The organism is Rhodococcus sp. SJ-2, assembly GCF_053750035.1.
Window position 1 is genome coordinate 2,662,367 of the sequence record NZ_CM132340.1, and the last position, 23,206, is coordinate 2,685,572.

Genomic DNA, 23,206 nt, shown 5'->3' on the forward strand with positions numbered 1-23,206 from the left:
GTTACCGGTGAATCGGCCTTCCACGGTGGTCGTCGGCGGCGCACGCTGTGCGGCATGAACGACGTCCTCGCGCTGATCGGCGACGCGACTCTGCTGGCGAGTCTGCGCCGTGTCGCGGCGGCAGCAGACCGGCAACTGGCCGAACCGGCCGCGCTGCCGCAGCGCCGCGCATGGCTGGACGCAGGTGTGGTCGTCGTCGACCGCGACGAAGCGCTCGTGTGCGCCGCTGCGTTGCCCCGCCGATCCGGGATCGTGCTGGTCTGTCCGGACACGCCCGGGCTGGACGAATGGCAGGCTGCGGCCACGGTCGGCGCCGAGCATGTACTGGGCCTTCCCGGCGACGAAGTGGAACTGCTCGCCGTTCTCGGTGCAGCGGCCGAGCCCGAGGCGGGCGGAGGCACTGTGTTCGCAGTGCTCGGTGGTTGTGGCGGGGCAGGCGCCTCGACCTTCGCCGCCGCGCTGGCATGGACGGCTGCCACCAGGGGAGCCCCCGGCGGCGTCCTTCTCGTCGACGCCGACCCCTTCGGAGCGGGACTCGATACCCTCACGGGCCTCGAAGAACGCGCAGGCATCCGATGGTCCGGACTGACCATCGACTCCGGCACTGTTTCTGCTCGCGCTTTGCGCGACGCAGTACCCGAATGGCTATCGGGAGTGGGCGTGCTCGCAGGCGACCGGGGTGCCGAACGCATCGGTGCAACCCCGCTCACCGCGGTACTCGAAGCAGTACGGCGTGCGGGCGCCACTGTGGTCTGTGACGTAGCCCGTACGTTCGACGAGGTAGCCGAAGCCGCGGTCGCTGCTGCCGACACCACTGTGCTCGTCACCCAGGCGCGGGTGAGCGGCGCGTTGTCTGCCGCCCGGACAGCGGACTGGCTCGCCGGTCGTGCCGCCACGGCGGGAGTCGTGGTGCGTGGCCCAGCACCCGGCGGTCTGCGCGCTGTCGATGTCGCAGCCGTCGTCGGACTACCGCTGCTGGCCGCGATGCGTCCTCAGCCAGGGCTCGCAGAGGCACTCGAACGTGGCGGTCTGCCCCTACGCCGGCGTTCGCCGCTCGTTGTTGCTGCCCTCGAGGTCCTCGACTCGCCCGGTCGCACCGGGGCGAGGAGGATCTCATGAACAATGTTCTGGACGCCGAACTGCTCGACCGGGTACGCGACCGGCTCGCGGCCGAACCGGGGGAACTGTCGCCCGCACGTGTCGCGTCTGCACTGCGTGCCGAGGCAAGCGGCGTACTCGGCGACACGGACCTTCTCGTCGCTCTGCGCCACCTCCAGACCGAGCTCACCGGAGCAGGGCCACTCGAAGCTTTGCTTGCAGACCCCACCGTGACCGATGTACTGGTCACCGCACCCGACCGAGTGTGGGTCGACTGCGGTGGGGGTTTGACCCTCACGTCGGTGACCTTTCCGGACGAGGCTGCCGTCCGACGGCTCGCGCAGCGCCTCGCATTGTTCGCCGGGCGCAGGCTGGACGACGCACAAATGTGGGTCGACGGCCGACTCCCCGGGCACGGCGAGTTCGGCGTCCGTCTGCACGCGGTCCTTGCGCCCGTCGCCCAGGGCGGCACGTGCCTGTCGCTGCGCGTGCTGAGACCGGCCACGCAGGGGCTCGATGCGTTGGTCGAACGTGGGGCAGTGCACCCCGAGGCTCACCGATTGCTCCGCCGGATCGTGGCGGGACGCCTTGCCTTCCTCGTCGTCGGGGGAACGGGGGCGGGAAAGACGACGATCTTGGCGGCGCTCCTCGGCGCTGTGGATCCCGCGGAGCGAATCGTGTGCGTCGAGGACGCGGCCGAACTCGTCCCCGATCACCCGCATGTGGTTCGTCTCGTCGCCCGAGCGCCGAACGTCGAAGGCGTAGGAGAGGTCACCGTGCGCGACCTCGTGCGTCAGGCATTGCGGATGCGGCCCGACCGGATCGTCGTCGGTGAGGTGCGAGGCGCCGAGGTGGTCGATCTACTGACAGCGCTGAACACAGGTCACGACGGCGGTGCGGGAACAGTCCACGCGAACTCGCCCGACGAAGTACCCGCCCGGCTCGAAGCGCTCGCAGCCCTCGGCGGACTCGATCGTGCTGCCCTTCACAGTCAGCTTGCTGCAGCCGTGCAGGTGATCCTTCATGTCCACCGTGCCCCCGACGGCACCAGGAGACTCGTCGAGATCGGGGTGCTCGAACGCGACGCGGTCGCGGGGGTACTGGTGGTGCCCGCGTGGACATACGCCGACGGTGCTGTGCCCGGTTCGGAACTGCTCGAACGGATCCTGCGGTCGAGGGAGCGGTAGTGACTGCATCCCTCCTGTGCCTGGCTGCCGCCGTCCTCGCTTCTTCCGGTGCCGACGCGCGCCGGCGACTCGGACGGCCCGCCACCCCTTCATCGGCAGCGTTACGCCGACCGAACCGCGTGCTCTGCGCGGTGGTCGTCGCGTCGGCTGCAGGATTGATCGTGGGAGCAGGTGCTGCCGTCGCCGTGGCGGTCGCAGTCGCCACGATCGTGTTCCGGTTGCGTCGCCGACAACGGGCCACGTCTCTCGACACGGAACGCCGGGTCCTGCTCTCCGCCCTGGACATGGTGATCGCGGAGCTCCACGTCGGTGCGCATCCCGCCGACGCGTGCGATACGGCCGCGCGCGAAACAACCGGTCCGACGTCGGACTCGCTGCGTGTCGCTTCGGCCCGGGCACGGTTGGGGGGATCTGCCTCCGACGGACTGCGCGGTGCGGCAACCAAATTTGCTCATGACGGAATCGGTGAAAGCCTCGTCCGGGTTGCCGATGCATGGTCGGTTTCAGATCGTCACGGCCTGGCACTCGCCGAACTGCTGTCGGCGGCTCGATTCGATCTCGCTGCGCGCCTGCGGATTCGGACCAGAACCACAGCAGGACTCGCCGGTGCTCGCGCCACCGCAACGGTTCTTGCCGCGCTACCCGCGCTCGGAGTGGCACTGGGGCAACTCATGGGAGCGTCGCCTCTGACGACGCTCCTCGGTGGCGGTCTCGGTGCAGTGCTGCTGGTACTCGGCACGGTGCTCGTGTGCGCAGGACTGCTGTGGACCGACCGTATCGCCGACAGGGTATGCCGGTGAGCGCGTCGATGTTGCTGCCGTCGTTGTGTCTTGCCGCAGCACTGGTTGCCGTGCCCGACCCTGGAACGCGGCGGCTGCAGGCTTTGCACGGATCGCCCGGCCCGACGACGAGCACGGCGACCGGCAACGTGCAGGATCCGTATGCGACCGCCGCCGCCTTCGATCTCTTCGCCGCGTGCCTGCGAGCGGGGATGCCGGCAGCATCGGCGGCGGGTGTGGTCGCGGAATCTGCGCCGCCTGTGCTCGCTGCAGCGCTCCGTCGAGGAGCCGACCGCCTGAAGCTCGGCGCCGACCCGGCAGACGCGTGGTCCGCGGAAGGCGACCCGCTGCTCGAAGACTTCGCTCGCGCTGCGCGGCGATCGGCGAAATCCGGTGCGCCATTGTCCGACATCGTGTCCGAACTCGCCGTGCGGCATCGCTCGGAGGCCGAAGACGACGCTGCAGGCGCCATCGAACGTGCAGGGGTGCTCGTGAGCGGTCCGCTCGGCCTGTGCTTCCTACCGGCATTCGTGTGCCTGGGCATCGTACCGGTGGTGATCGGCCTGGCCCGGGGCGTCCTGGGCTCAGGGCTGTTGTGACGTCGACGCGGACCGTCCGCGCCGATAGAAAGGGGAAACTCGTGTTCACCGAATCTGCAGAACGAGAACGGCCGTTGGCCCGCCGCGTCATGAAGGTGGTAAGTGACGACGACGGCATGTCGACGGCAGAATACGCCATCGGTACCATCGCCGCGGCGGCCTTCGGTGCCGTGTTGTACACAGTCGTCACCGGAGACGGAATCGTGTCGGCGCTGACCGGCATCGTCGAACGTGCCCTCAATACTTCGGTGTGACGGCATGGGCGCGGGCTCGACGCGTCGTCGTGGGGGACGAGGGCGGCGTGACAGTCGAAGCCGCACTTGCGATCGCTTCGCTCGTCACCGTTCTGACGCTGTGTCTCGGGGCAGTGCTGTGTATTTCGCAACAGGTGCAATGTCAGGACGCGGCGCGGGAGGCGGCACGACTGGCGGCGCGGGGCGACGATGCTCGGGCGGTCGAGATCGCGGCCCGAGTCGCCCCTTCCGGTGCGTACATCGAAGTGGGTATGGAAGACGATCTGGTCGTCGCGATCGTGAGAGTCGACGCGCCGCTGCTTCCGATGATCACTCTGACAGCCGAGGCTGTTGCAGTGCGCGAGCCGGGTGAGGTCTCGTGACGCGGATGGACCTGCACGACGAGCGCGGCAGCGCCAGCATCCTCGGATGCTGCATCATGGCTGCGCTCATCGCGATCACCGCGACCGTTCTGCACGTCGGATCGGTCGTGGTGGTCCGTCACCGCGTGCAGGCCGCAGCGGATCTGGGGGCGCTGGCCGTCGCGTCCTTACTCGACCAGGGAGTCGACGAGGCCTGTGCGATCGCGAAGACCGTGGCCGTCCGTATGGATGTGGGGGTGCGGAGTTGCCGGATCCATGGGTGGGACGCGGTGGTGGAGACGTACGCTCCGGTGTCGCCGATGTTCGGTGAGCGGGACGCGTCGGCCATCGCAAGGGCCGGTCCCGCGGCGGACGTGTCCGATTCCACGACCGAGCGCAATCGAACGCGCGGGACGCACGAATGAGCGGGTCCCTCGCGTTCGGTTGTCACGGTGAGCCGGCGATCCCGTTCAACATTGCGGACAGCAGGGCGATCGCGCCGGCCTTGTCGAGCGGATCGTTGCCGTTCCCACACTTGGGGGAGTGCACGCACGAGGGGCAACCGTCGGCGCATTCGCATGCGCGCACTGCGTCGCGGGTGGCAGTGAGCCACGGAACGATCCGTGAGAATCCACGTTCGGCGAAGCCGGCCCCGCCGGGATGTCCGTCGTAGACGAACACCGTGGGCAGGCCCGTGTCGGCGTGCAGATCGGTGGACACGCCGCCGATATCGCCTCGATCGCACGTTGCGATGAGCGGGAGCAATCCGATGGCGGCGTGTTCGGCCGCGTGCAGAGAGCCGGGAACGCGCTCGGGTGTCAATCCGATCCGGTCGAGCAGTTCCGGCGTGACGGTGTACAGCACCGCGCGCGTCGGAAGGGTCTGCGCAGGCATGTCCAGGTCGATCTGGTCGAGCACCTCCCCCGAGGGGAGACGCCGGAGATAGGCGACCACCTGCCCCGTCACTTCGACTGTGGCCATCTGCACGGCGACGGGCCCGTATCTGCGGGTCTCTTCCACTGCCACGACTCGGATGTCGGTGACCTCCCGAACGGACGTCGACCACTCCGGATCCTCTGCGTGCACGAGCGCGACACCGTCGTCGAGCTGAAGCTCGTCGACGACGAAGGTCTCACCCTGGTGGAGGTGCACTGCGCCGGGGTGGACGGTTGCCGGCGCGCGTCCCGCCTCGACGGTGCCGAGCATCCGGCCGGTGTCGGCTTCGACGATCGCAACCGGATGGCCGATGCCGCCGCGGATATCGACCTCGGCGTGCGGATGGGTGTCCGGTGTGACGAACCAACCGTGGGGGCGCCGACGGATCAGACCCTGTCCCGCCAGCTCCGTGAGCAACTCTTGCGCGTCGAACCCCTCGGCCTCAGCATGTGAGAGCGGCAACTCGAGGGCAGCGCACAGCAGTTGTGGCCCGAGCACATACGGATTCGACGGGTCGGTCACGGTCGCTTCGACGGGCCTGTCGAGGAGCGCCTGCGGGTGATGCACAAGGTAGGTGTCCAGTGGGTCGTCGCGCGCGACCAGGACGACGAGAGAACCCTGACCGCGACGCCCGGCCCGACCGCTCTGCTGCCAGAACGACGCGACGGTGCCGGGAAATCCGGCGACGACCACGGCATCGAGGCCTGCAATGTCGACCCCGAGTTCGAGGGCGTTGGTGCTCGCGACACCGAGTAACCGCCCCTCGGACAGTGCGGCCTCCAGGTCGCGACGATCTTCCGCGAGATACCCGGCGCGGTAGGTCGCGACACGGTCCGCGAGTTCGGGTGCAGATTCGGCGAGCAGACGCCGCGCACCCATCGCGGTGAGCTCCGCACCATGACGTGAACGGACGAATGCCAGCGTGCGCGCACCTTCGACGACGAGGTCGGCGAGAAGCCGGGCTGCCTCGGCGCCGGCAGCGCGGCGTACGGGTGCGCCGCGCTCGCCGGTGACTTCCCGGAGCAGCGGCGGTTCCCATAAGGCGACGGTGCGCGGACCGTGTGGCGAACCGTCCTCGGTGACCTCCTTGCACGGCGCCCCGATCAGCCGTGAGGCGGCGGCTCCGGGGTCGGCGGTGGTGGCGGATGCCAGGATGAACACCGGGTCGGCGCCGTAGTGGTTCGCGAGGCGGCGCAACCGTCTGATGACCAGCGCGACATGCGACCCGAAGACTCCGCGGTACGAGTGACACTCGTCGATCACGACGTACCGTAGCCGCCGAAGCAGTCGAGCCCAGCGTGCGTGGCCGGGCAGTATCGCCAGGTGCAACATGTCGGGGTTGGTGAAGATCCACCGAGAATGGCTTCGTGCCCATCGACGTAGTTCGGTGGAGGTGTCGCCGTCATACGCGCACGGATGAACTGTCGACAGTTCACCCGTCCTGCCGGTCAGATCCGTCACCGCGCGCAGCTGATCGGCGCCCAGAGCTTTCGTGGGGGAGAGATACAGCGCGGTGGCCTGAGGGGCCGACGCGAGCGCGGTGAGGACCGGAAGCTGGTAGGCGACGGATTTGCCCGACGCGGTGCCGGTCGACACCACGACGTTGCTGCCCGCAGATGCGAGATCGGCGGCGTGAATCTGATGTCGCCAGGGCTGCGACACTCCTTGTTCGCGGAGCGCGTCGACGACGCAGTCGGCGGCCCAATCCGGCCAAGGGACGTGTTGCGCCCTCCGTGCGGGTAGATCGGCTGCGTAGGTGAGAGGGTGTTCGTTCGAAGGCGTGCCTGCGAGCAGTCGGTCGAGTAGCGCCTGTCCGTAACCGGGGGGAGTGCCCGTGTCGTGGTGGATAGGGGATGGACTGGTCACGCGTCGGCTCCGGTGGATCGAATTCGGTGCGGGTCGAGGCGATGGTGCGTAGCATGGGATCAACCCTCTACCCGCTGGTCATGCTACCGAGCGGCCTGCAAGATCAGAATTTTGGCGCGATTGTGCCATACCTACTGTTGTGACCGCCCGGAACATGATTGACTGGCACGCGGTCGCAGCTTCTGTGTTCGTAGACTTGAGAAAGTGCACGCTCGCAGGATCGTGGTTGCGAGCGGTGTGCTTTAGCTCTTCCAACGGGGGATTCGAAAGGTACAGCGGTCGGAATCGGGACCTGGCGGCCGCTGTCCCCAGCGGCTCGTCGAATCCGGTGTTAGAAAGAGAAGGAAAAGCATGGCACAGGGCACTGTGAAGTGGTTCAACGCGGAGAAGGGCTTCGGCTTCATTGCTCCGGAGGACGGCTCTGCCGACGTGTTCGTTCACTACTCCGAGATCCAGGGTTCCGGTTTCCGCACCCTCGAGGAGAACCAGCGCGTCGAGTTCGAGGTCGGGCAGGGCACCAAGGGCCCGCAGGCCACCGGTGTGCGCGCCGTCTGATTCGGCGCGCTCCGTCGAGCACCTGTGAGAGCGATCGCTCTCACTCCATCGTCCCCTGTCGCCACCGGCGATGGGGGACGATGGCTTTCTCGGATCAATACAACTGGAAGAGGCAATACGCAAGGAGGTAGCAGTGAGTCAACTGTCCTTCTTCGGCGCCGATACCGCACCACCGGCATTGTCCGACCTGAGCGGGTTGCTCGCCTCGCAGGGACGAATCGTGACGCGCACAGCCGACTCGGCGCAGATCACAGTGACGGTCGAGGCGCCATGGCGCGCGTCCGCGATCGCCGATCAGATCATTGCTACGGGTCTGACCGCGGCGATCGATGCCTTACCGGACGGGTCTGCGCGGGTGTGCACCTCCGACGTTTCCGAGCTCGTTCCGCTCGCGACCGCGTGGTCGCACGGCGGATCCAAGCGTGTCCCGGCCGGATGGGTCCCGAGTGCCGGGGCGCTGCGGGCATGGTTCCTGGCAGCGGGCCGGGTTGAAGTGGTGGGTGAGCGGTACGTCCTCGGGCTCGACCCGAATGCGCCCCGCACGTATGTGTCACTTTCCGAGGCTCTGATGGTGGCCGGAATCGCTCCCACCTTGATCAGCCCGCATGGTGCCCCACCAGGGTTGCGAGTGTCGGGACCGCGCCGTATCGCGCGGCTCGCGGAGAGCATCGGAGCGCCACCCGACGACTCCGAAGCCCGAGCGATCTGGCCACGTCACGAGCACTTCGACCACCACATGTGACGAGCGATCGACCGAGTGTGTGCGACCCTGTGTGTGACCGAGTCGGGGAGACAGGTCGGTATACATGTCTTCGAGAGACGGACATGTCGGCAAAAGGGAAGGTTCAGGCGTCACGGTGGCAGCACGGGACAAAAGCACGTCGGACAACGCGTCGGGCACGCGCCGACTCGTCATCGTCGAATCTCCGACCAAGGCAAAGAAGATCGCCCCCTACCTGGGGCGTAACTATGTAGTCGAAGCCTCCGTCGGGCATATCCGCGACCTACCCCGCGGTGCAGCCGACGTTCCCGCCAAGTACAAGGGCGAGTCGTGGGCTCGGCTCGGCGTCGATGTCGATCATGACTTCGAGCCGCTGTACGTCGTCAGCCCGGAGAAGAAGTCCAAGGTCACCGAGCTCAAGTCGCTCCTGAAGGATGCAGACGAGCTCTATCTCGCGACGGACCCCGACCGCGAGGGTGAAGCCATCGCATGGCACCTCCTCGAGACCCTCAAGCCCAAGGTTCCGGTACGCCGGATGGTCTTCCACGAGATCACCGAGCCCTCGATCCGTGCTGCGGCCGAGAACACCCGAGAGCTCGACAACGACCTGGTCGACGCACAGGAAACCCGTCGCATCCTCGATCGCCTGTACGGCTACGAGGTCAGCCCGGTGCTGTGGAAGAAAGTCATGCCCCGACTGTCGGCGGGCCGAGTCCAATCGGTCGCGACCCGTGTCATCGTGCGACGCGAACGTGAGCGCATGGCGTTCAAGTCTGCCGAATACTGGGATATCGCTGCCACCATGGATGCCGGTGCAGATGCGAGTCCCCGATCGTTCGGCGCACGCCTGGTCAACGTCGACGGCTCCCGCGTCGCGGCGGGTCGCGACTTCGGCCCCGACGCCGTTCTGAAGACCGACGGTGTCGTCGTGCTCGACGAGGGCTATGCCCGTCGCCTGGCCGATGCGCTGTCCGGTGTCGCGTTGACGGTGTCGTCGGCCGAGAGCAAGCCGTACACGCGCAAGCCCTATGCACCGTTCATGACCTCCACGCTGCAGCAGGAGGCGGGCCGTAAGCTCCGGTTCTCGTCCGAACGCACGATGCGCATCGCGCAGCGGTTGTATGAGAACGGTTACATCACCTACATGCGTACCGACTCGACGACCTTGTCCGAGTCGGCGATCGCCGCGGCCCGTTCACAGGCCACACAGCTGTACGGCGCCGAATATGTCCACGCGACGCCCCGCCAGTACACCCGCAAGGTCAAGAATGCCCAGGAGGCGCACGAAGCGATCAGGCCCGCCGGCGATGTCTTCGCGACTCCGGGCGAACTGCATTCGCGGCTCGATACCGACGAATTCAAGCTCTACGAGCTGATCTGGCAGCGTACGGTCGCGTCGCAGATGGCCGACGCCAGAGGCACCACCCTCACGCTCCGCATCACCGGCACCGCCGGGACGGGGGAGGTGTGCACCTTCTCGTCATCGGGTCGCACGATCACGTTCGCCGGGTTCCTCAAGGCCTACGTCGAAAGTGTCGACGAGGAGGCAGGCGGTCAGTCGGACGACGCGGAGTCACGGCTACCCAACCTCCGCGAGGGCTCGGCTGTCACCGCGACGAAGCTGGACCCGGATGGGCACTCGACCAACCCGCCGGCCCGTTTCACCGAAGCGAGCCTGATCAAGACTCTCGAAGAGCTGGGAATCGGGCGTCCGTCGACGTACGCATCGATCATCAAGACGATTCTCGATCGCGGCTATGTCTACAAGCGTGGCAGCGCGCTGGTGCCTTCGTGGGTGGCGTTCGCGGTGATCGGTCTGCTCGAGGCTCATTTCGGTCAGCTCGTCGACTACGACTTCACCGCAGGTATGGAGGACGATCTCGATGAGATCGCCTCGGGCCAGGAGCAGCGCAGTGCCTGGCTGTCGCGGTTCTATTTCGGCGGCGAGCACGGCGACGAGGATTCGGTGGCACGCAAGGGCGGCCTGAAGAAGCTGGTCGGGCAGAACCTCGAAGACATCGATGCTCGCGAGATCAACTCGATCCGGCTGTTCGACGATGCCGAGGGCCGCGAGATCCACGTGCGAGTGGGCCGGTTCGGTCCGTACCTCGAGCGGATGGTCGTCGACCCCGACAATCCCGAGGCCGATCCGATCTCGCAGCGCGCGAACCTGCCAGAGGATCTGCCGCCGGACGAGTTGACCCTCGAATACGCGGAGAAGTTGTTCTCCACCCCGCAAGAGGGTCGGGTTCTCGGTGTCGATCCGGCGACCGGACACGAGATCGTCGCTCGTGAGGGTCGTTTCGGTCCGTACGTCACCGAGTTGCTGCCCGAGCCGAAGCCCGAGCCGGAGCCGGAGCCCGATGTCACGCCCGTCCCGGTCGAAGAGCTGACGAGCGGCGGCGCAACGAAGACCGCGACCAAGACGGCCGCAAAGAAGGCGGCCAAGAAGGCGCCGGCGAAGAAAGCAGCGAAGAAGGCCACCGGCCCGAAGCCGCGCACGGCGTCTCTTCTCAAGACGATGGAGTTGTCGTCCGTCACTCTCGATGACGCTCTGCGGTTGCTGTCGCTACCGCGTGTGGTCGGTGTCGATCCGGAATCCGGTGACGAGATCACCGCGCAGAACGGTCGCTACGGTCCGTACCTGAAAAAGGGTACCGACTCGCGTTCGCTGGCGACCGAGGAACAGATGTTCACGGTCACCCTCGACGAAGCCCTGAAGATCTACGCAGAGCCGAAGCGCCGCGGACGCCAGGCAGCTGCAGTTCCGCCATTGCGTGAACTCGGTGTCGATCCGGTCAGCGAGAAGCCGATGGTGATCAAGGACGGCCGTTTCGGTCCGTACGTCACCGACGGCGAAACCAACGCGAGCCTGCGCAAGGGCGACGAGGTCGGCACGATCACCGACGAACGGGCATCCGAGCTGCTTGCGGATCGTCGTGCCAGGGGGCCGGCGAAGAAGACGACCAAGAAGGCGGCGAAGAAGACTCCCGCCAAGAAGACCGCAGCGAAGAAGACCGCGGTCAAGAAGGCAGCAGCGAAGAAGGCTCCCGCCAAGAAGACCGCAGCGAAGAAGACCGCGGCCGAGGAGACGACAGACTGATCTGCCCGGACCGAGGTCGTCGGTGCCGATCGCTACGCTGAGCCGCATGCCCGGAGTATTCGATCGTCTCGTCGGTCAACGCGATGTCGAGACCGATCTGGTGGGTGCGGCGGTGGCCGCGCGCACCGGCGTCTCCGGCTCTGCGATGACGCACTCCTGGCTGTTCACAGGTCCGCCCGGATCAGGTCGCTCCGTTGCAGCCCTCTGCTTCGCGGCGGCACTGCAGTGCACCGACGACGTGACACCCGGATGCGGTTGCTGTCACGCGTGCACCACGACGATGGCGGGTACTCACGGCGATGTCCGGCGTGTGGTTCCCGAAGGCCTGACGATCAGTGTCAAGGCGATGCGCGAGATCGTGCAGGTCGCGTCTCGGCGACCGAGTACCGGGCGTTGGCAGGTCGTGGTCATCGAAGATGCCGACCGCCTTACCGAAGGTGCTGCGAACGCACTGCTCAAGGTCGTCGAGGAGCCGCCGCAGCGCACGGTCTTCCTACTGTGTGCACCGTCGGTCGATCCGGAGGACATCTCGGTGACCTTACGGTCGAGGTGCCGGCACGTCGGGCTCATCACCCCGAGCGTCGACTCCATCGCTCAGGTCCTACGCGACGTCGACGGTATCGCTGCGGATGCCGCGCAGTGGGCCGCGTCGGTCAGTGGTGGCCATGTGGGTCGTGCTCGACGTCTCGCCACCGACGCGGCTGCCCGCGACAACCGCGCCCGCGCTCTGGATGTCGCGGGCGCCGTCCTTCGACCCGCCACCACCTATACCTCTGCGGAAGAACTCGGCCGGCGCGCAGAGGCCGAAGCCAAAGAGATCAGTGCAGACCGCGACGAACGCGAAACCGAGGAACTCAAGACCGCCCTCGGTGCCGGCGGTACGGGTAAAGGAGCTGCCGGTGCTCTGCGAGGTTCGGCGGGAATACTCAAGGAACTCGAACGCACCCAGAAGTCACGCAAGACCCGCACCGAGCGCGACATCATGGACCGTGCTCTCATCGACCTTGCCGGGCTGTACCGGGATGCGCTTGCGCAGTCGATGGGTGCAGTGACGACGCCCAACCATCCCGACATGACCGACCGCGCCCGCGACCTCGCCTCCCGGGCCAAGCCCGAAAGGCTCCTCGACTGCATCGAAGCGATCCTCGACTGTCGCGAAGCGCTCGCGCAGAACGTCAAACCTCGCTTCGCGTTGGCCGCAATGGCGGCTCGTTTGAGCGCCGCGTTCCGGTGAGCTTCCTGCCGGTTTGCGTCGAGCGGGGGGGTTTCGGCTAGACTTCGGTCGCCGCAAGGCGCGCTGCCTTAGCTCAGTCGGTAGAGCATTTCACTCGTAATGAAAAGGTCGAGAGTTCGATTCTCTCAGGCAGCTCAGAGGCGAAGGCCCCGTCCACAAGGACGGGGCCTTCGCCGTTCTCGACGCTCCACCGGATCTGCGTGGATCATGGGCACCATGCTGATGGAACTGTTCTCCCTCATCCTGATACTCGGGGCCCTGGCAGTTGTGCTTCCGATGGCGATTCGAGTCTTCCGTAACCGCGACGATCGCTAGGCGCCATGCGCTCCGGCGGGAGTTCCGCGCCTCTCGACAAGCTGCGGTGTGACGCCCATGCTCGATACATGAGCGAGTCGTTGAAGAGGCGAGTGCGCGACAAGATCCTCCGGCAACGTGCAGAGGACGGGGGCCGGCCCCTCGGGGACGCCGAAGGAGATGACCCCAGGGCCATGGACCTGAATCACGATCTGATGTTGCTCGATCGTGCAGAGGAAGATGACGCCGTCGTACAGGCGCTTGCGGAGAAGTATTGGGTGCCCTGAGAGCAGTAAACATGGTTGACCTGGCGATTTGGTGTTCCGGCAGGACCTCGCGTAACTTATTCCAGGTCAGAGCGACACGGACACCGACCCGGACCACACGGTCAGGGACAACGAGGTTGGACGAAGACGCCTGAATTTCACTGGTACGACACCTTCTGGTAAGGTTTCGCACCGCCCCTGGTTCCGAACCGCACACGGATTTGCGTCCGTGAGTGAAACGGTCTAGGCTGGAACAGTTGCCTCGGAACGAGCCGGATGTGTCCGGTGAGTGATGATGTGTGCGTGTTCTTTGAGAACTCAACAGTGTGCCGATGAATGTCAGTGCCAATTATTTTGGTGCGATCACCGATGATGTTCGGTGGTCGAATTTGCTGATCATCACATTCTTCCGTCTGTGGTGGTCAGTGTTTTGCTAGTTTGAGTTTTTTTGCTAGTGATTTGGCTCGATGTCTTTGACTGATCAGCCCTTCGGGGTTTTGATTATGAGTCTTTAACGGAGAGTTTGATCCTGGCTCAGGACGAACGCTGGCGGCGTGCTTAACACATGCAAGTCGAACGATGAAGCCCAGCTTGCTGGGTGGATTAGTGGCGAACGGGTGAGTAACACGTGGGTGATCTGCCCTGCACTTCGGGATAAGCCTGGGAAACTGGGTCTAATACCGGATATGACCAAAGGCTGCATGGTTTTTGGTGGAAAGTTTTTCGGTGCAGGATGAGCCCGCGGCCTATCAGCTTGTTGGTGGGGTAATGGCCTACCAAGGCGACGACGGGTAGCCGGCCTGAGAGGGCGACCGGCCACACTGGGACTGAGACACGGCCCAGACTCCTACGGGAGGCAGCAGTGGGGAATATTGCACAATGGGCGAAAGCCTGATGCAGCGACGCCGCGTGAGGGATGACGGCCTTCGGGTTGTAAACCTCTTTCACCAGGGACGAAGCGCAAGTGACGGTACCTGGAGAAGAAGCACCGGCCAACTACGTGCCAGCAGCCGCGGTAATACGTAGGGTGCGAGCGTTGTCCGGAATTACTGGGCGTAAAGAGCTCGTAGGCGGTTTGTCGCGTCGTCTGTGAAATCCCGCAGCTCAACTGCGGGCTTGCAGGCGATACGGGCAAACTCGAGTACTGCAGGGGAGACTGGAATTCCTGGTGTAGCGGTGAAATGCGCAGATATCAGGAGGAACACCGGTGGCGAAGGCGGGTCTCTGGGCAGTAACTGACGCTGAGGAGCGAAAGCGTGGGTAGCGAACAGGATTAGATACCCTGGTAGTCCACGCCGTAAACGGTGGGCGCTAGGTGTGGGTTTCCTTCCACGGGATCCGTGCCGTAGCTAACGCATTAAGCGCCCCGCCTGGGGAGTACGGCCGCAAGGCTAAAACTCAAAGGAATTGACGGGGGCCCGCACAAGCGGCGGAGCATGTGGATTAATTCGATGCAACGCGAAGAACCTTACCTGGGTTTGACATGTACCGGACGACTGCAGAGATGTGGTTTCCCTTGTGGTCGGTATACAGGTGGTGCATGGCTGTCGTCAGCTCGTGTCGTGAGATGTTGGGTTAAGTCCCGCAACGAGCGCAACCCTTGTCCTGTGTTGCCAGCACGTAATGGTGGGGACTCGCAGGAGACTGCCGGGGTCAACTCGGAGGAAGGTGGGGACGACGTCAAGTCATCATGCCCCTTATGTCCAGGGCTTCACACATGCTACAATGGTCGGTACAGAGGGCTGCGATACCGTGAGGTGGAGCGAATCCCTTAAAGCCGGTCTCAGTTCGGATCGGGGTCTGCAACTCGACCCCGTGAAGTCGGAGTCGCTAGTAATCGCAGATCAGCAACGCTGCGGTGAATACGTTCCCGGGCCTTGTACACACCGCCCGTCACGTCATGAAAGTCGGTAACACCCGAAGCCGGTGGCCTAACCCCTTGTGGGAGGGAGCCGTCGAAGGTGGGATCGGCGATTGGGACGAAGTCGTAACAAGGTAGCCGTACCGGAAGGTGCGGCTGGATCACCTCCTTTCTAAGGAGCATCTCCTGTCTCGGATCGACACGTTGGTGTCGGGGGAGCAGGCAGAGCCATTACGGATACACATGTTGTCCGGTGGTGCTCATGGGTGGAACGCTGACAAGTACTTCTCATCCGGGTTTGTCCACTGTGGCGAATTCGAGGGGTTATATCGGTGCACTGTTGGGTCCTGAGAGAACACGTTGTTTGTGTTTGATCAGCGACGATGACCTGCGAAAGTTTTCCGCCTTCAGGGTGGGTTCCGGTAGGGGTTGTTGTGTGTTGTTTGAGAACTGCACAGTGGACGCGAGCATCTTTGTTGTAAGTGTTTATGAGCGTACGGTGGATGTCTTGGCACCAGGAGCCGATGAAGGACGTGGGAGGCTGCGATATGCCTCGGGGAGCTGTCAACCGAGCTGTGATCCGAGGATTTCCGAATGGGGAAACCCAGCACGAGTGATGTCGTGTTACCCGCGCCTGAATATATAGGGCGTGTGGAGGGAACGTGGGGAAGTGAAACATCTCAGTACCCACAGGAAGAGAAAACAATATGTGATTCCGTCAGTAGTGGCGAGCGAACGCGGAAGAGGCCAAACCATGGGTGTGTGATACCTGGCAGGGGTTGCACTTGTGGGGTTGTGGGGTTCATTGTGTCGGCGCTGCTGAGTCGGCCAACAGTAAGAAATCATGGTGTTAGTCGAAGTGGTCTGGAACGGCCTGTCGTAGAGGGTGAGAATCCCGTAGACGAAAACGCTGTGACTGTTGATGTGAATACCCAAGTAGCACCGGGCCCGTGAAATCCGGTGTGAATCTGTCGGGACCACCCGATAAGCCTGAATACTCCCTGGTGACCGATAGCGGACTAGTACCGTGAGGGAAAGATGAAAAGTACCCCGGGAGGGGAGTGAAATAGTACCTGAAACCGTGCGCTTACAATCCGTCAGAGCCTGTGCAGTCTTTGGTGGCTGGTGGGTGATGGCGTGCCTTTTGAAGAATGAGCCTGCGAGTTAGTGGCATGTCGCGAGGTTAACCCGTGTGGGGTAGCCGTAGCGAAAGCGAGTCCGAATAGGGCGGTGCAGTGGCATGTTCTAGACCCGAAGCGGAGTGATCTACCCATGGCCAGGGTGAAGCGATGGTAAGACGTCGTGGAGGCCCGAACCCACTTAGGTTGAAAACTGAGGGGATGAGTTGTGGGTAGGGGTGAAAGGCCAATCAAACTCCGTGATAGCTGGTTCTCCCCGAAATGCATTTAGGTGCAGCGTCGCGTGTTTCACTCTGGAGGTAGAGCTACTGGATGGCCGATGGGCCCTACAAGGTTACTGACGTCAGCCAAACTCCGAATGCCAGGGTGTGAGAGCGCGGCAGTGAGACTGCGGGGGATAAGCTTCGTAGTCGAGAGGGAAACAGCCCAGATCGCCGGCTAAGGCCCCTAAGCGTGTACTAAGTGGAAAAGGATGTGGGATCGCTGAGACAACCAGGAGGTTGGCTTAGAAGCAGCCACCCTTGAAAGAGTGCGTAATAGCTCACTGGTCAAGTGGTCCTGCGCCGACAATGTAGCGGGGCTCAAGTACACCGCCGAAGCCGCGGCATTCGCATGACACACGCTTGTTTCTGCGGAAACTTGTGCAGTGGTGTGGATGGGTAGGGGAGCGTCGTGTGGCCGTGGAAGCAGCAGTGTGAACTAGTTGTGGAGGCCATGCGAGTGAGAATGCAGGCATGAGTAGCGAAAGACGAGTGAGAAACTCGTCCGCCGAATGACCAAGGGTTCCTGGGCCAGGTTAATCCGCCCAGGGTGAGTCGGGACCTAAGGCGAGGCCGACAGGCGTAGTCGATGGACAACGGGTTGATATTCCCGTACCCGTGTGAACGCGCCCCTGATGAATCACTGGTACTAACCGTCCTGAAGCAGGTCTGTTCCCTTCGGGGGATGGGTGTGTGGATGCACGGGACCTTCGGTGGTAGTAGTCAAGCGATGGGGTGACGCAGGAAGGTAGCTGGGCCGGCTGGTGGAATAGCCGGTGTAAGCCTGTAGGGCGAGTGGTAGGCAAATCCGCCACTCATGTGCCTGAGAGGTGATGCGTAGCCGTTGTGGTGAATTCAGTGATCCTATGCTGCCGAGAAAAGCCTCTAGCGAGCTTTCACATGGCCCGTACCCCAAACCGACACAGGTGGTCAGGTAGAGAATACTGAGGCGATCGAGATAACTGTGGTTAAGGAACTCGGCAAAATGCCCCCGTAACTTCGGGAGAAGGGGGACCTCGTCTGGTGATCGCCTTTACGGTGTGAGCTGGGTGGGGTCGCAGAGACCAGAGAGAAGCGACTGTTTACTAAAAACACAGGTCCGTGCGAAGTCGTAAGACGATGTATACGGACTGACGCCTGCCCGGTGCTGGAAGGTTAAGAGGACCGGTTAGCTGCCCTTGTGGTGGCGAAGCTGAGAATTTAAGCCCCAGTAAACGGCGGTGGTAACTATAACCATCCTAAGGTAGCGAAATTCCTTGTCGGGTAAGTTCCGACCTGCACGAATGGCGTAACGACTTCTCTGCTGTCTCGACCACAGACTCGGCGAAATTGCATTACGAGTAAAGATGCTCGTTACGCGCGGCAGGACGAAAAGACCCCGGGACCTTCACTATAGCTTGGTATTGGTGTTCGGTTCGGTTTGTGTAGGATAGGTGGGAGACTGTGAAGCGGGCACGCCAGTGTTTGTGGAGTCGTTGTTGAAATACCACTCTGATCGTATTGGATGTCTAACCTCGGGCCCTGATCGGGTTCAGGGACAGTGCCTGGTGGGTAGTTTAACTGGGGCGGTTGCCTCCTAAAATGTAACGGAGGCGCCCAAAGGTTCCCTCAGCCTGGTTGGCAATCAGGTGTTGAGTGTAAGTGCACAAGGGAGCTTGACTGTGAGACTGACAGGTCGAGCAGGGACGAAAGTCGGGACTAGTGATCCGGCACCGGCATGTGGAAGCGGTGTCGCTCAACGGATAAAAGGTACCCCGGGGATAACAGGCTGATCTTCCCCAAGAGTCCATATCGACGGGATGGTTTGGCACCTCGATGTCGGCTCGTCGCATCCTGGGGCTGGAGTAGGTCCCAAGGGTTGGGCTGTTCGCCCATTAAAGCGGCACGCGAGCTGGGTTTAGAACGTCGTGAGACAGTTCGGTCTCTATCCGCCGCGCGCGTAAGAAACTTGAGGAAGGCTGTCCCTAGTACGAGAGGACCGGGACGGACGAACCTCTGGTGTGCCAGTTGTCCCGCCAGGGGCATGGCTGGTTGGCTACGTTCGGAAGGGATAACCGCTGAAAGCATCTAAGCGGGAAGCCTGTTCCAAGATGAGGTTTCTCACCCTTTATTGGGGTAAGGCCCCCGGCAGACCACCGGGTTGATAGGCCGGAACTGGAAGCGCAGTAATGTGTGGAGGTGACTGGTACTAATAGGCCGAGGACTTATCATGAAGGTGTTACGCGTCCACTGTGCGGTGTCTGAAACAGCACCCGATTCGTCAGAATTGGGTGGGCGGAGCTCCTGATGTGAGGGGGCTGTGTTCACTCGGTTCGACACGCGTGAGCGTGGGTATAGTTTCATAGAGTTACGGTGGTTATAGCGATGGGGAAACGCCCGGTCCCATTCCGAACCCGGAAGCTAAGCCTGTCTGCGCCGATGGTACTGCACTCGTCAGGGTGTGGGAGAGTAGGTCGCCGCCGTGCATTTGTTCCGAGAGGGGCCCCACGTTGTGGGGTCCCTTTCGTGTTTTCGTAGGTGGAGAGAGTTCAGGGAGGGCGGGGATGGTGTCCCTGTCCTCCCTGGCTCTTGTTGTTTTCAGTGTGTGGGTTTCGTGTGGGGGCGGGTGGTGTTCGGTCGGGGTGCCGGTTTCGGTTTCGGGTGCCCACCGGGCGTCGTCAGAACGTTCTGCTCGACGTCGAGGTCGATGGATTCGGGATCTACCCCAGGTAAGCCGAATTCCGCGATGAAACTGCTGCCCTCCCGCCACGCGTCCATCGGCATTACTGCGGGTCTGGCCGTCGTGCCGAGTAACTGCTGACCCAAACGATCGAAGTCGCGAAACGGGCCGGGGCGCATCAACATCGTCTGTCACCTCCGGATGCTGCCTCGTACTTCTGTCTACGGCTGTCAAAGTCCACGAACCGGGGTCTACGGCATTTCGGTGACCGCCGGCCTGACCGGTATAGACCCGCAGACTCTGCGGCTGTACGAACGACGCGGCCTGATCGCTCCGGACCGCACTCCCGGAGGTACCCGCCGCTACAGTGACGCCGACGACGTGGCGGCCTTGCGGCACATCACTGCACTCGTTGCCGGCGGAGTCAACATCGCCGGAATCGGACGCATCCTTCACCTGGATGCCCGCAATCAGCGTCTCGAGGAGGACAATGCCTACCTGCGCTCGATGCTCGGTGCTTACGAGAAGGAAGGCGCCCCGGCGCTGCGCCTCCGGCCTCCACCATAAATATGCAGCTGGCACGGTTCAGCCTTCGACCCGTGGGGTAATAGTGTCCTGGGTCGACTGCTGCGCGGTCGTTGCGCGAGTACGGATACTATTCCTCGGATAGAAAGATTTGCGATGCTGCAGCGTGAAACAGCTCCTACACCGGGATATCATCATTGGATTTTTCGGTGCGATCACTGCGACCACGGGTATCGCGTTACTGCAGGCAGCCGAGAGATCGCCGACACGTACGCTTGCACCAACGGCTGGATGATCACAACGCGGATGCTGTGCCCGAGCTGCGCCACAATCCTCGACGCCGAGCGCCGGTCGCCTTTGCTTCTCCAGCCGCCGGCGGCATAGAACGACATGGTCGGCATCTGAAATCGTGACAGCGGCGGATTCGAAGCTTGTCGAGATCCGGTGAGAAGGTGTAAAACCGTGGGGCACGGGGGTATACGAAGATATGACATCACTGCCGACCGCGATTCACAGGTGGCCCCGCACCGTTGGAACCGACTGGCCGGTCTTCCTGATGGCCACGGTCATCTGTGTGCTCTGCGCAGGGTCGGTAGTTGTATTCCAGGGATCTCCGGCTATGGCGACAGCCGCTGGCGCACTGACAGCGTGTGCGGTGCTCGTGGTTCTGAGAATTTTGCGGAACCCGGTGCAGGACTAGCTGCTGACTGGGTGTCGAACGTGAACGAGCTGCCGTCGCTGGTCAGGAGCGACTTCGTGAGCCGGCACTGAGGTTGCGCTGTCTGTTGGCGGCATGCCGCAGTTGCAGGATCCGGAGACCCCCTGTGAGTCCGACTATCGCCGCACCAGCAATAGCTGCGAACAGCAACGCCACACCCAGGGGCAGCGAGAAGTCCCACCCGAACAGTTCCAGCGTGATGCTGTCGAGATTCTGCAGGATGAACACCAGCAGCAACAGCAGAATGAGGACGCCGGTAACCAGGGCGGTCCACAACGCGCCGGTGCGGGTCCGTCTGATGCCCTTTCCTCTGACGAGGTCAGGGTGCAGGTCACTCGTGGCGTCAGGATCCGGCGTCGCGCCCGAAGGCGGGACGGGGACATCGCTGTGCGGTGGTGGTGATGAGAGATCGCGGTCCGGATCTTCTGGGCCCCTCGAGGTGGTTGGCATGTGCAGTCGGGTACCCACGTTCGGTTCCGACTATTCCGGTCCGGATGCGGTGGTCGATACAGTTCCATCTGCCCCGATACGAGACTTTGCACCCGGTGTGCGCCGGAAGTGTCCGAGGGACCCGATGAGAATCCCCCGGACACTTCTCCATCCCCCGAATGACGACTCCCATCACAGTCGCCACATGCCTCCCCGTACTTGGGTCAGAGGTACCAGCCTCCGTTGACGCCGATGACCTGACCGGTGATGAAGCCGGCATCGTCAGAGCAGAGGAACGCTGTCGCTGCCGCAACGTCGTGCGGTGTCCCCGTCCGGCGAACGGGCGTCATGCTGGCGAGTGCCTCGAAGTTGATCAGCATCTCGCCGGATTCCTCGGCTGCTCGCGCCATCGGAGTATCGATGATGGACGGAGGAATCGTGTTGGCAGTAATGCCTTTCGGAGAAAGTTCGTATGCCAGGGCTTTGGTGAGTGCGATGACTCCGCCCTTCGACGCGACGTAGTGCGCTCGATCCGGGGCGCCGGACTGTGCACTGGACGATGAAATCGTGATGATGCGACCCCAACCCGCTTCGACCATGTCGGGTACTGCTGACTGCACGCTGTTGAATGTGCCGGTGAGGTTGACGTCGATGATGCGTTTCCAGTCGGAGAGATCGATGTCGGTGAACGGAGCGGTTGCTTCGATTCCGGCGCTCGTGACCATGATCTTCACCGCGCCGAGTTCGGCGCGGACCTTTTCCATGGCAGCATCCACACCGGGCCGATCGACGACGTCGACCTCGAATGCGCGTGCCGTCGCGCCGTTTTCGTTCAGTTCATCCGCGGCTTGCTGTGCTGCGGAGCCGCTCAGGTCGAGCAACGCGACGGGGTGGTGCAGCGCGGCGAGTTGTCGGGCGACCGAGAGCCCGATGCCGGAGCCTGCTCCGGTGACGACTGCGACCCTCGTCCTCGCCTCGATGCTGCTGGTGTTGTCGACCATGTGGGAAATCGTCCTTTCAGCCGACGGGGGTGAACTCGAGATGGAGCTCGGCAAGGCCGCGCAGGATGTAGGTCGGTTCGTAGCTGAAGTCACGGTCATGCGCGGGGCCGTGCCGGGCTTCAGATACCCGAATGTCGCGCATGCGGTCGAGGATCCGCTCGATCGTCACGCGTGCCTCGACGCGTGCCAATGGCCCGCCTGGACATGAATGGACTCCTCGGCCGAAGGCGACATGTTCACGTGCATTCTCGCGATCGATCCGAAGCTCATGGGGCTTCTCGAAGCGCGACGGGTCGCGATTTGCCGCGGGAAGCGACACCATGACCACCGTGCCTGCCGGGATCTTCACATCCCCCACGGTCGTCGTCTTGCGTGCAAGACGAAAGTCGCTCTTGACGGGGCCTTCCATGCGAAGCATCTCTTCGATGAATGGCGGGATCAGGGTGCGGTCTTCGCGAAGTTGCGTCTGCAGATCCTGGTTCTCGGCGATTTGGAGCAGCATCGAGGTGATGAGCCGGGCCGTCGTGTCCTGACCGGCACCGAAGAGGAAGGTGGCGATTCGAACCAGTTCGACGACGTCGGGAACTTCTCCGTCCGGGTATCTCGCGTCGGCCAGGATCGTCAGGGCGTCGTCGCGCGGTTCGCGTCGGCGTTCTTCGAGGAATGCTGTGAACTTTTCGTCCAGAAACTCGAGGGGATTGGCACCCAATGATTCGCCCTCGGTCGAGCCGACTTTCTGTGCGTTGAGATGCCGGGCGAACGACTCATGGTGTTCGGCCGGAACACCGAGTAGGTCGGCAATCGTCAACAGCGCAAACGGAACGCCGTAACCGAAGAGAGCCTCGAATCTGCCGGACGAGTGGAACTGATCGATCAGCTGATCGCACAGTTCCCACATGAAGTGTTCGTTCTCGTCGAGTCTGCGCGGCGTGAACAGTCCGCTCACGAGGCGACGAGTCTGTGAATGCTGCGGTGGGTCCATGGTGACCAGGTGCTCGTACATCGGAAACTGCTCGCGGTGTGCATCGATCTGCAGGTTGATGTCGTTTCCCTCAACTGGAAACGGTAGCGGAGGGAATGGGCCGATCGGAGCGACGATATTGGAGAAGCTCGCTGTATCGCGGAGGACTGCCAGCACCTCGTCGTATCCGGTGACTGCAATGACGTTCTGTGAAGCTTCCAGCCGTCGTACCGGGCACTTCGAGCGGTGATAGTCGAAGAACGGGTGGGGGTCGGCGACGAAGGACTGGTCGGTGAAGTAGTCCTTCGTATCGAAGTCGATCAAATGAAGCCTCCTGAGGAACCTCATGTGCTGCATAATGCGTTGCTGCGCAGGTTGATTGAACTACCCAGTCGGTCGGGAGCCCGGCCCGCGAGGGGT

Annotated in this window: 17 protein-coding genes, 1 tRNA gene, 3 rRNA genes and 1 pseudogene; 17 read left to right on the forward strand and 5 right to left on the reverse strand. The window is 63.2% G+C overall.

What is annotated here, in order from left to right:
* Positions 1–54: 54 nt before the first annotated feature.
* The 7 genes from ssd to ACSYG9_RS12495 all read left to right on the forward strand — a co-directional run bounded on the left by ssd (position 55) and on the right by ACSYG9_RS12495 (position 4,683).
* The gene (gene ssd, locus ACSYG9_RS12465; RefSeq protein WP_440127464.1) at positions 55–1,119 is read left to right on the forward strand and encodes a septum site-determining protein Ssd; all 1,065 of its coding nucleotides are present in this window, start codon (positions 55–57) and stop codon (positions 1,117–1,119) included.
* Complete coding sequence (locus tag ACSYG9_RS12470) at positions 1,116–2,285, forward strand: TadA family conjugal transfer-associated ATPase (protein WP_454842672.1); 1,170 nt, start codon at positions 1,116–1,118, stop codon at positions 2,283–2,285. The genes ssd and ACSYG9_RS12470 overlap by 4 nt, the downstream gene beginning before the upstream one ends.
* A complete protein-coding gene (locus ACSYG9_RS12475; protein WP_454842674.1) occupies positions 2,285–3,085 on the forward strand; it encodes a type II secretion system F family protein in 801 nt (266 codons plus the stop codon). The genes ACSYG9_RS12470 and ACSYG9_RS12475 overlap by 1 nt, the downstream gene beginning before the upstream one ends.
* The gene (locus tag ACSYG9_RS12480) at positions 3,076–3,663 is read left to right on the forward strand and encodes a type II secretion system F family protein (RefSeq protein ID WP_440127467.1); all 588 of its coding nucleotides are present in this window, start codon (positions 3,076–3,078) and stop codon (positions 3,661–3,663) included. The genes ACSYG9_RS12475 and ACSYG9_RS12480 overlap by 10 nt, the downstream gene beginning before the upstream one ends.
* Positions 3,664–3,752: 89 nt before the next feature.
* Positions 3,753–3,917, forward strand: coding sequence for a DUF4244 domain-containing protein (locus tag ACSYG9_RS12485; protein WP_440127641.1), 165 nt, complete (start codon positions 3,753–3,755; stop codon positions 3,915–3,917).
* A 47-nt stretch (positions 3,918–3,964) separates the two neighbouring features.
* On the forward strand, positions 3,965–4,279 hold the full coding sequence (locus ACSYG9_RS12490; protein ID WP_440127468.1) for a TadE family type IV pilus minor pilin: 315 nt from the start codon (positions 3,965–3,967) through the stop codon (positions 4,277–4,279).
* A gap of 5 nt (positions 4,280–4,284) precedes the next feature.
* Positions 4,285–4,683 carry an Rv3654c family TadE-like protein gene (locus ACSYG9_RS12495; RefSeq protein ID WP_440127642.1) on the forward strand — a complete coding sequence of 133 codons (399 nt, stop codon included), beginning with the start codon at positions 4,285–4,287 and terminating at the stop codon, positions 4,681–4,683.
* A 22-nt stretch (positions 4,684–4,705) separates the two neighbouring features.
* On the opposite strand, the gene ACSYG9_RS12500 is transcribed toward ACSYG9_RS12495, so the two are convergent.
* On the reverse strand, positions 4,706–7,060 hold the full coding sequence (locus ACSYG9_RS12500; protein WP_440127469.1) for a DEAD/DEAH box helicase: 2,355 nt from the start codon (positions 7,058–7,060) through the stop codon (positions 4,706–4,708).
* A 351-nt stretch (positions 7,061–7,411) separates the two neighbouring features.
* On the opposite strand from ACSYG9_RS12500, the gene ACSYG9_RS12505 reads away from it, so the two are divergent.
* From ACSYG9_RS12505 to rrf, 9 genes are all read left to right on the forward strand, one after another.
* On the forward strand, positions 7,412–7,615 hold the full coding sequence (locus tag ACSYG9_RS12505; protein ID WP_005248460.1) for a cold-shock protein: 204 nt from the start codon (positions 7,412–7,414) through the stop codon (positions 7,613–7,615).
* Between the two features lie 133 nt (positions 7,616–7,748).
* Positions 7,749–8,357, forward strand: coding sequence for a hypothetical protein (locus tag ACSYG9_RS12510; RefSeq protein ID WP_440127470.1), 609 nt, complete (start codon positions 7,749–7,751; stop codon positions 8,355–8,357).
* Positions 8,358–8,472: 115 nt separating this feature from the next.
* The gene (topA, locus tag ACSYG9_RS12515; protein WP_454842676.1) at positions 8,473–11,439 is read left to right on the forward strand and encodes a type I DNA topoisomerase; all 2,967 of its coding nucleotides are present in this window, start codon (positions 8,473–8,475) and stop codon (positions 11,437–11,439) included.
* Between the two features lie 46 nt (positions 11,440–11,485).
* Positions 11,486–12,673, forward strand: a complete 1,188-nt coding sequence (locus tag ACSYG9_RS12520) for a DNA polymerase III subunit delta' (RefSeq protein ID WP_440127472.1) — start codon at positions 11,486–11,488, stop codon at positions 12,671–12,673.
* Positions 12,674–12,735: 62 nt separating this feature from the next.
* Positions 12,736–12,808, forward strand: a tRNA-Thr gene (locus ACSYG9_RS12525).
* A 248-nt stretch (positions 12,809–13,056) separates the two neighbouring features.
* Positions 13,057–13,254, forward strand: coding sequence for a hypothetical protein (locus ACSYG9_RS12530; RefSeq protein ID WP_440127473.1), 198 nt, complete (start codon positions 13,057–13,059; stop codon positions 13,252–13,254).
* 490 nt (positions 13,255–13,744) lie between these two features.
* Positions 13,745–15,266 (forward strand): 16S ribosomal RNA (locus ACSYG9_RS12535).
* 304 nt (positions 15,267–15,570) lie between these two features.
* Positions 15,571–18,705: ribosomal RNA gene (locus ACSYG9_RS12540) — 23S ribosomal RNA — on the forward strand.
* Between the two features lie 136 nt (positions 18,706–18,841).
* A 5S ribosomal RNA gene (gene rrf / locus ACSYG9_RS12545) occupies positions 18,842–18,958 on the forward strand.
* Together the 16S, 23S and 5S rRNA genes form the textbook arrangement of a ribosomal RNA operon.
* Before the next feature lie 172 nt (positions 18,959–19,130).
* Here the strand turns inward: rrf and ACSYG9_RS12550 are convergent.
* Positions 19,131–19,337: pseudogene (locus ACSYG9_RS12550) on the reverse strand (hypothetical protein); the annotation flags it as partial.
* A gap of 16 nt (positions 19,338–19,353) precedes the next feature.
* On the opposite strand from ACSYG9_RS12550, the gene ACSYG9_RS12555 reads away from it, so the two are divergent.
* Positions 19,354–19,719 (forward strand): MerR family transcriptional regulator, encoded by a 366-nt coding sequence (locus ACSYG9_RS12555; RefSeq protein WP_454842677.1) that lies wholly within the window; start codon positions 19,354–19,356, stop codon positions 19,717–19,719.
* A 700-nt stretch (positions 19,720–20,419) separates the two neighbouring features.
* On the opposite strand, the gene ACSYG9_RS12560 is transcribed toward ACSYG9_RS12555, so the two are convergent.
* From ACSYG9_RS12560 to ACSYG9_RS12570, 3 genes are all read right to left on the reverse strand, one after another.
* Positions 20,420–20,845 carry a lipopolysaccharide assembly protein LapA domain-containing protein gene (locus ACSYG9_RS12560; protein ID WP_440127475.1) on the reverse strand — a complete coding sequence of 142 codons (426 nt, stop codon included), beginning with the start codon at positions 20,843–20,845 and terminating at the stop codon, positions 20,420–20,422.
* Positions 20,846–21,048: 203 nt separating this feature from the next.
* Positions 21,049–21,825 (reverse strand): 3-oxoacyl-ACP reductase FabG, encoded by a 777-nt coding sequence (locus ACSYG9_RS12565; protein ID WP_440127476.1) that lies wholly within the window; start codon positions 21,823–21,825, stop codon positions 21,049–21,051.
* A gap of 16 nt (positions 21,826–21,841) precedes the next feature.
* Positions 21,842–23,110, reverse strand: coding sequence for a cytochrome P450 (locus ACSYG9_RS12570; RefSeq protein ID WP_454842678.1), 1,269 nt, complete (start codon positions 23,108–23,110; stop codon positions 21,842–21,844).
* Positions 23,111–23,206 lie beyond the last annotated feature (96 nt).

Bases quoted from the DNA above. Each gene is read 5' to 3' on its own strand.
- ssd (WP_440127464.1), top strand. From the start codon at position 55: ATGAACGACGTCCTCGCGCTGATCGGCGACGCGACTCTGCTGGCGAGT.
- ACSYG9_RS12470 (WP_454842672.1), top strand. From the start codon at position 1,116: ATGAACAATGTTCTGGACGCCGAACTGCTCGACCGGGTACGCGACCGG.
- ACSYG9_RS12480 (WP_440127467.1), top strand. From the start codon at position 3,076: ATGCCGGTGAGCGCGTCGATGTTGCTGCCGTCGTTGTGTCTTGCCGCA.
- ACSYG9_RS12485 (WP_440127641.1), top strand. From the start codon at position 3,753: ATGAAGGTGGTAAGTGACGACGACGGCATGTCGACGGCAGAATACGCC.
- ACSYG9_RS12495 (WP_440127642.1), top strand. From the start codon at position 4,285: ATGGACCTGCACGACGAGCGCGGCAGCGCCAGCATCCTCGGATGCTGC.
- ACSYG9_RS12505 (WP_005248460.1), top strand. From the start codon at position 7,412: ATGGCACAGGGCACTGTGAAGTGGTTCAACGCGGAGAAGGGCTTCGGC.
- ACSYG9_RS12520 (WP_440127472.1), top strand. From the start codon at position 11,486: ATGCCCGGAGTATTCGATCGTCTCGTCGGTCAACGCGATGTCGAGACC.
- ACSYG9_RS12530 (WP_440127473.1), top strand. From the start codon at position 13,057: ATGAGCGAGTCGTTGAAGAGGCGAGTGCGCGACAAGATCCTCCGGCAA.
- ACSYG9_RS12555 (WP_454842677.1), top strand. From the start codon at position 19,354: ATGCTGCCTCGTACTTCTGTCTACGGCTGTCAAAGTCCACGAACCGGG.
- ACSYG9_RS12560 (WP_440127475.1), bottom strand. From the start codon at position 20,845: ATGCCAACCACCTCGAGGGGCCCAGAAGATCCGGACCGCGATCTCTCA.
- ACSYG9_RS12565 (WP_440127476.1), bottom strand. From the start codon at position 21,825: ATGGTCGACAACACCAGCAGCATCGAGGCGAGGACGAGGGTCGCAGTC.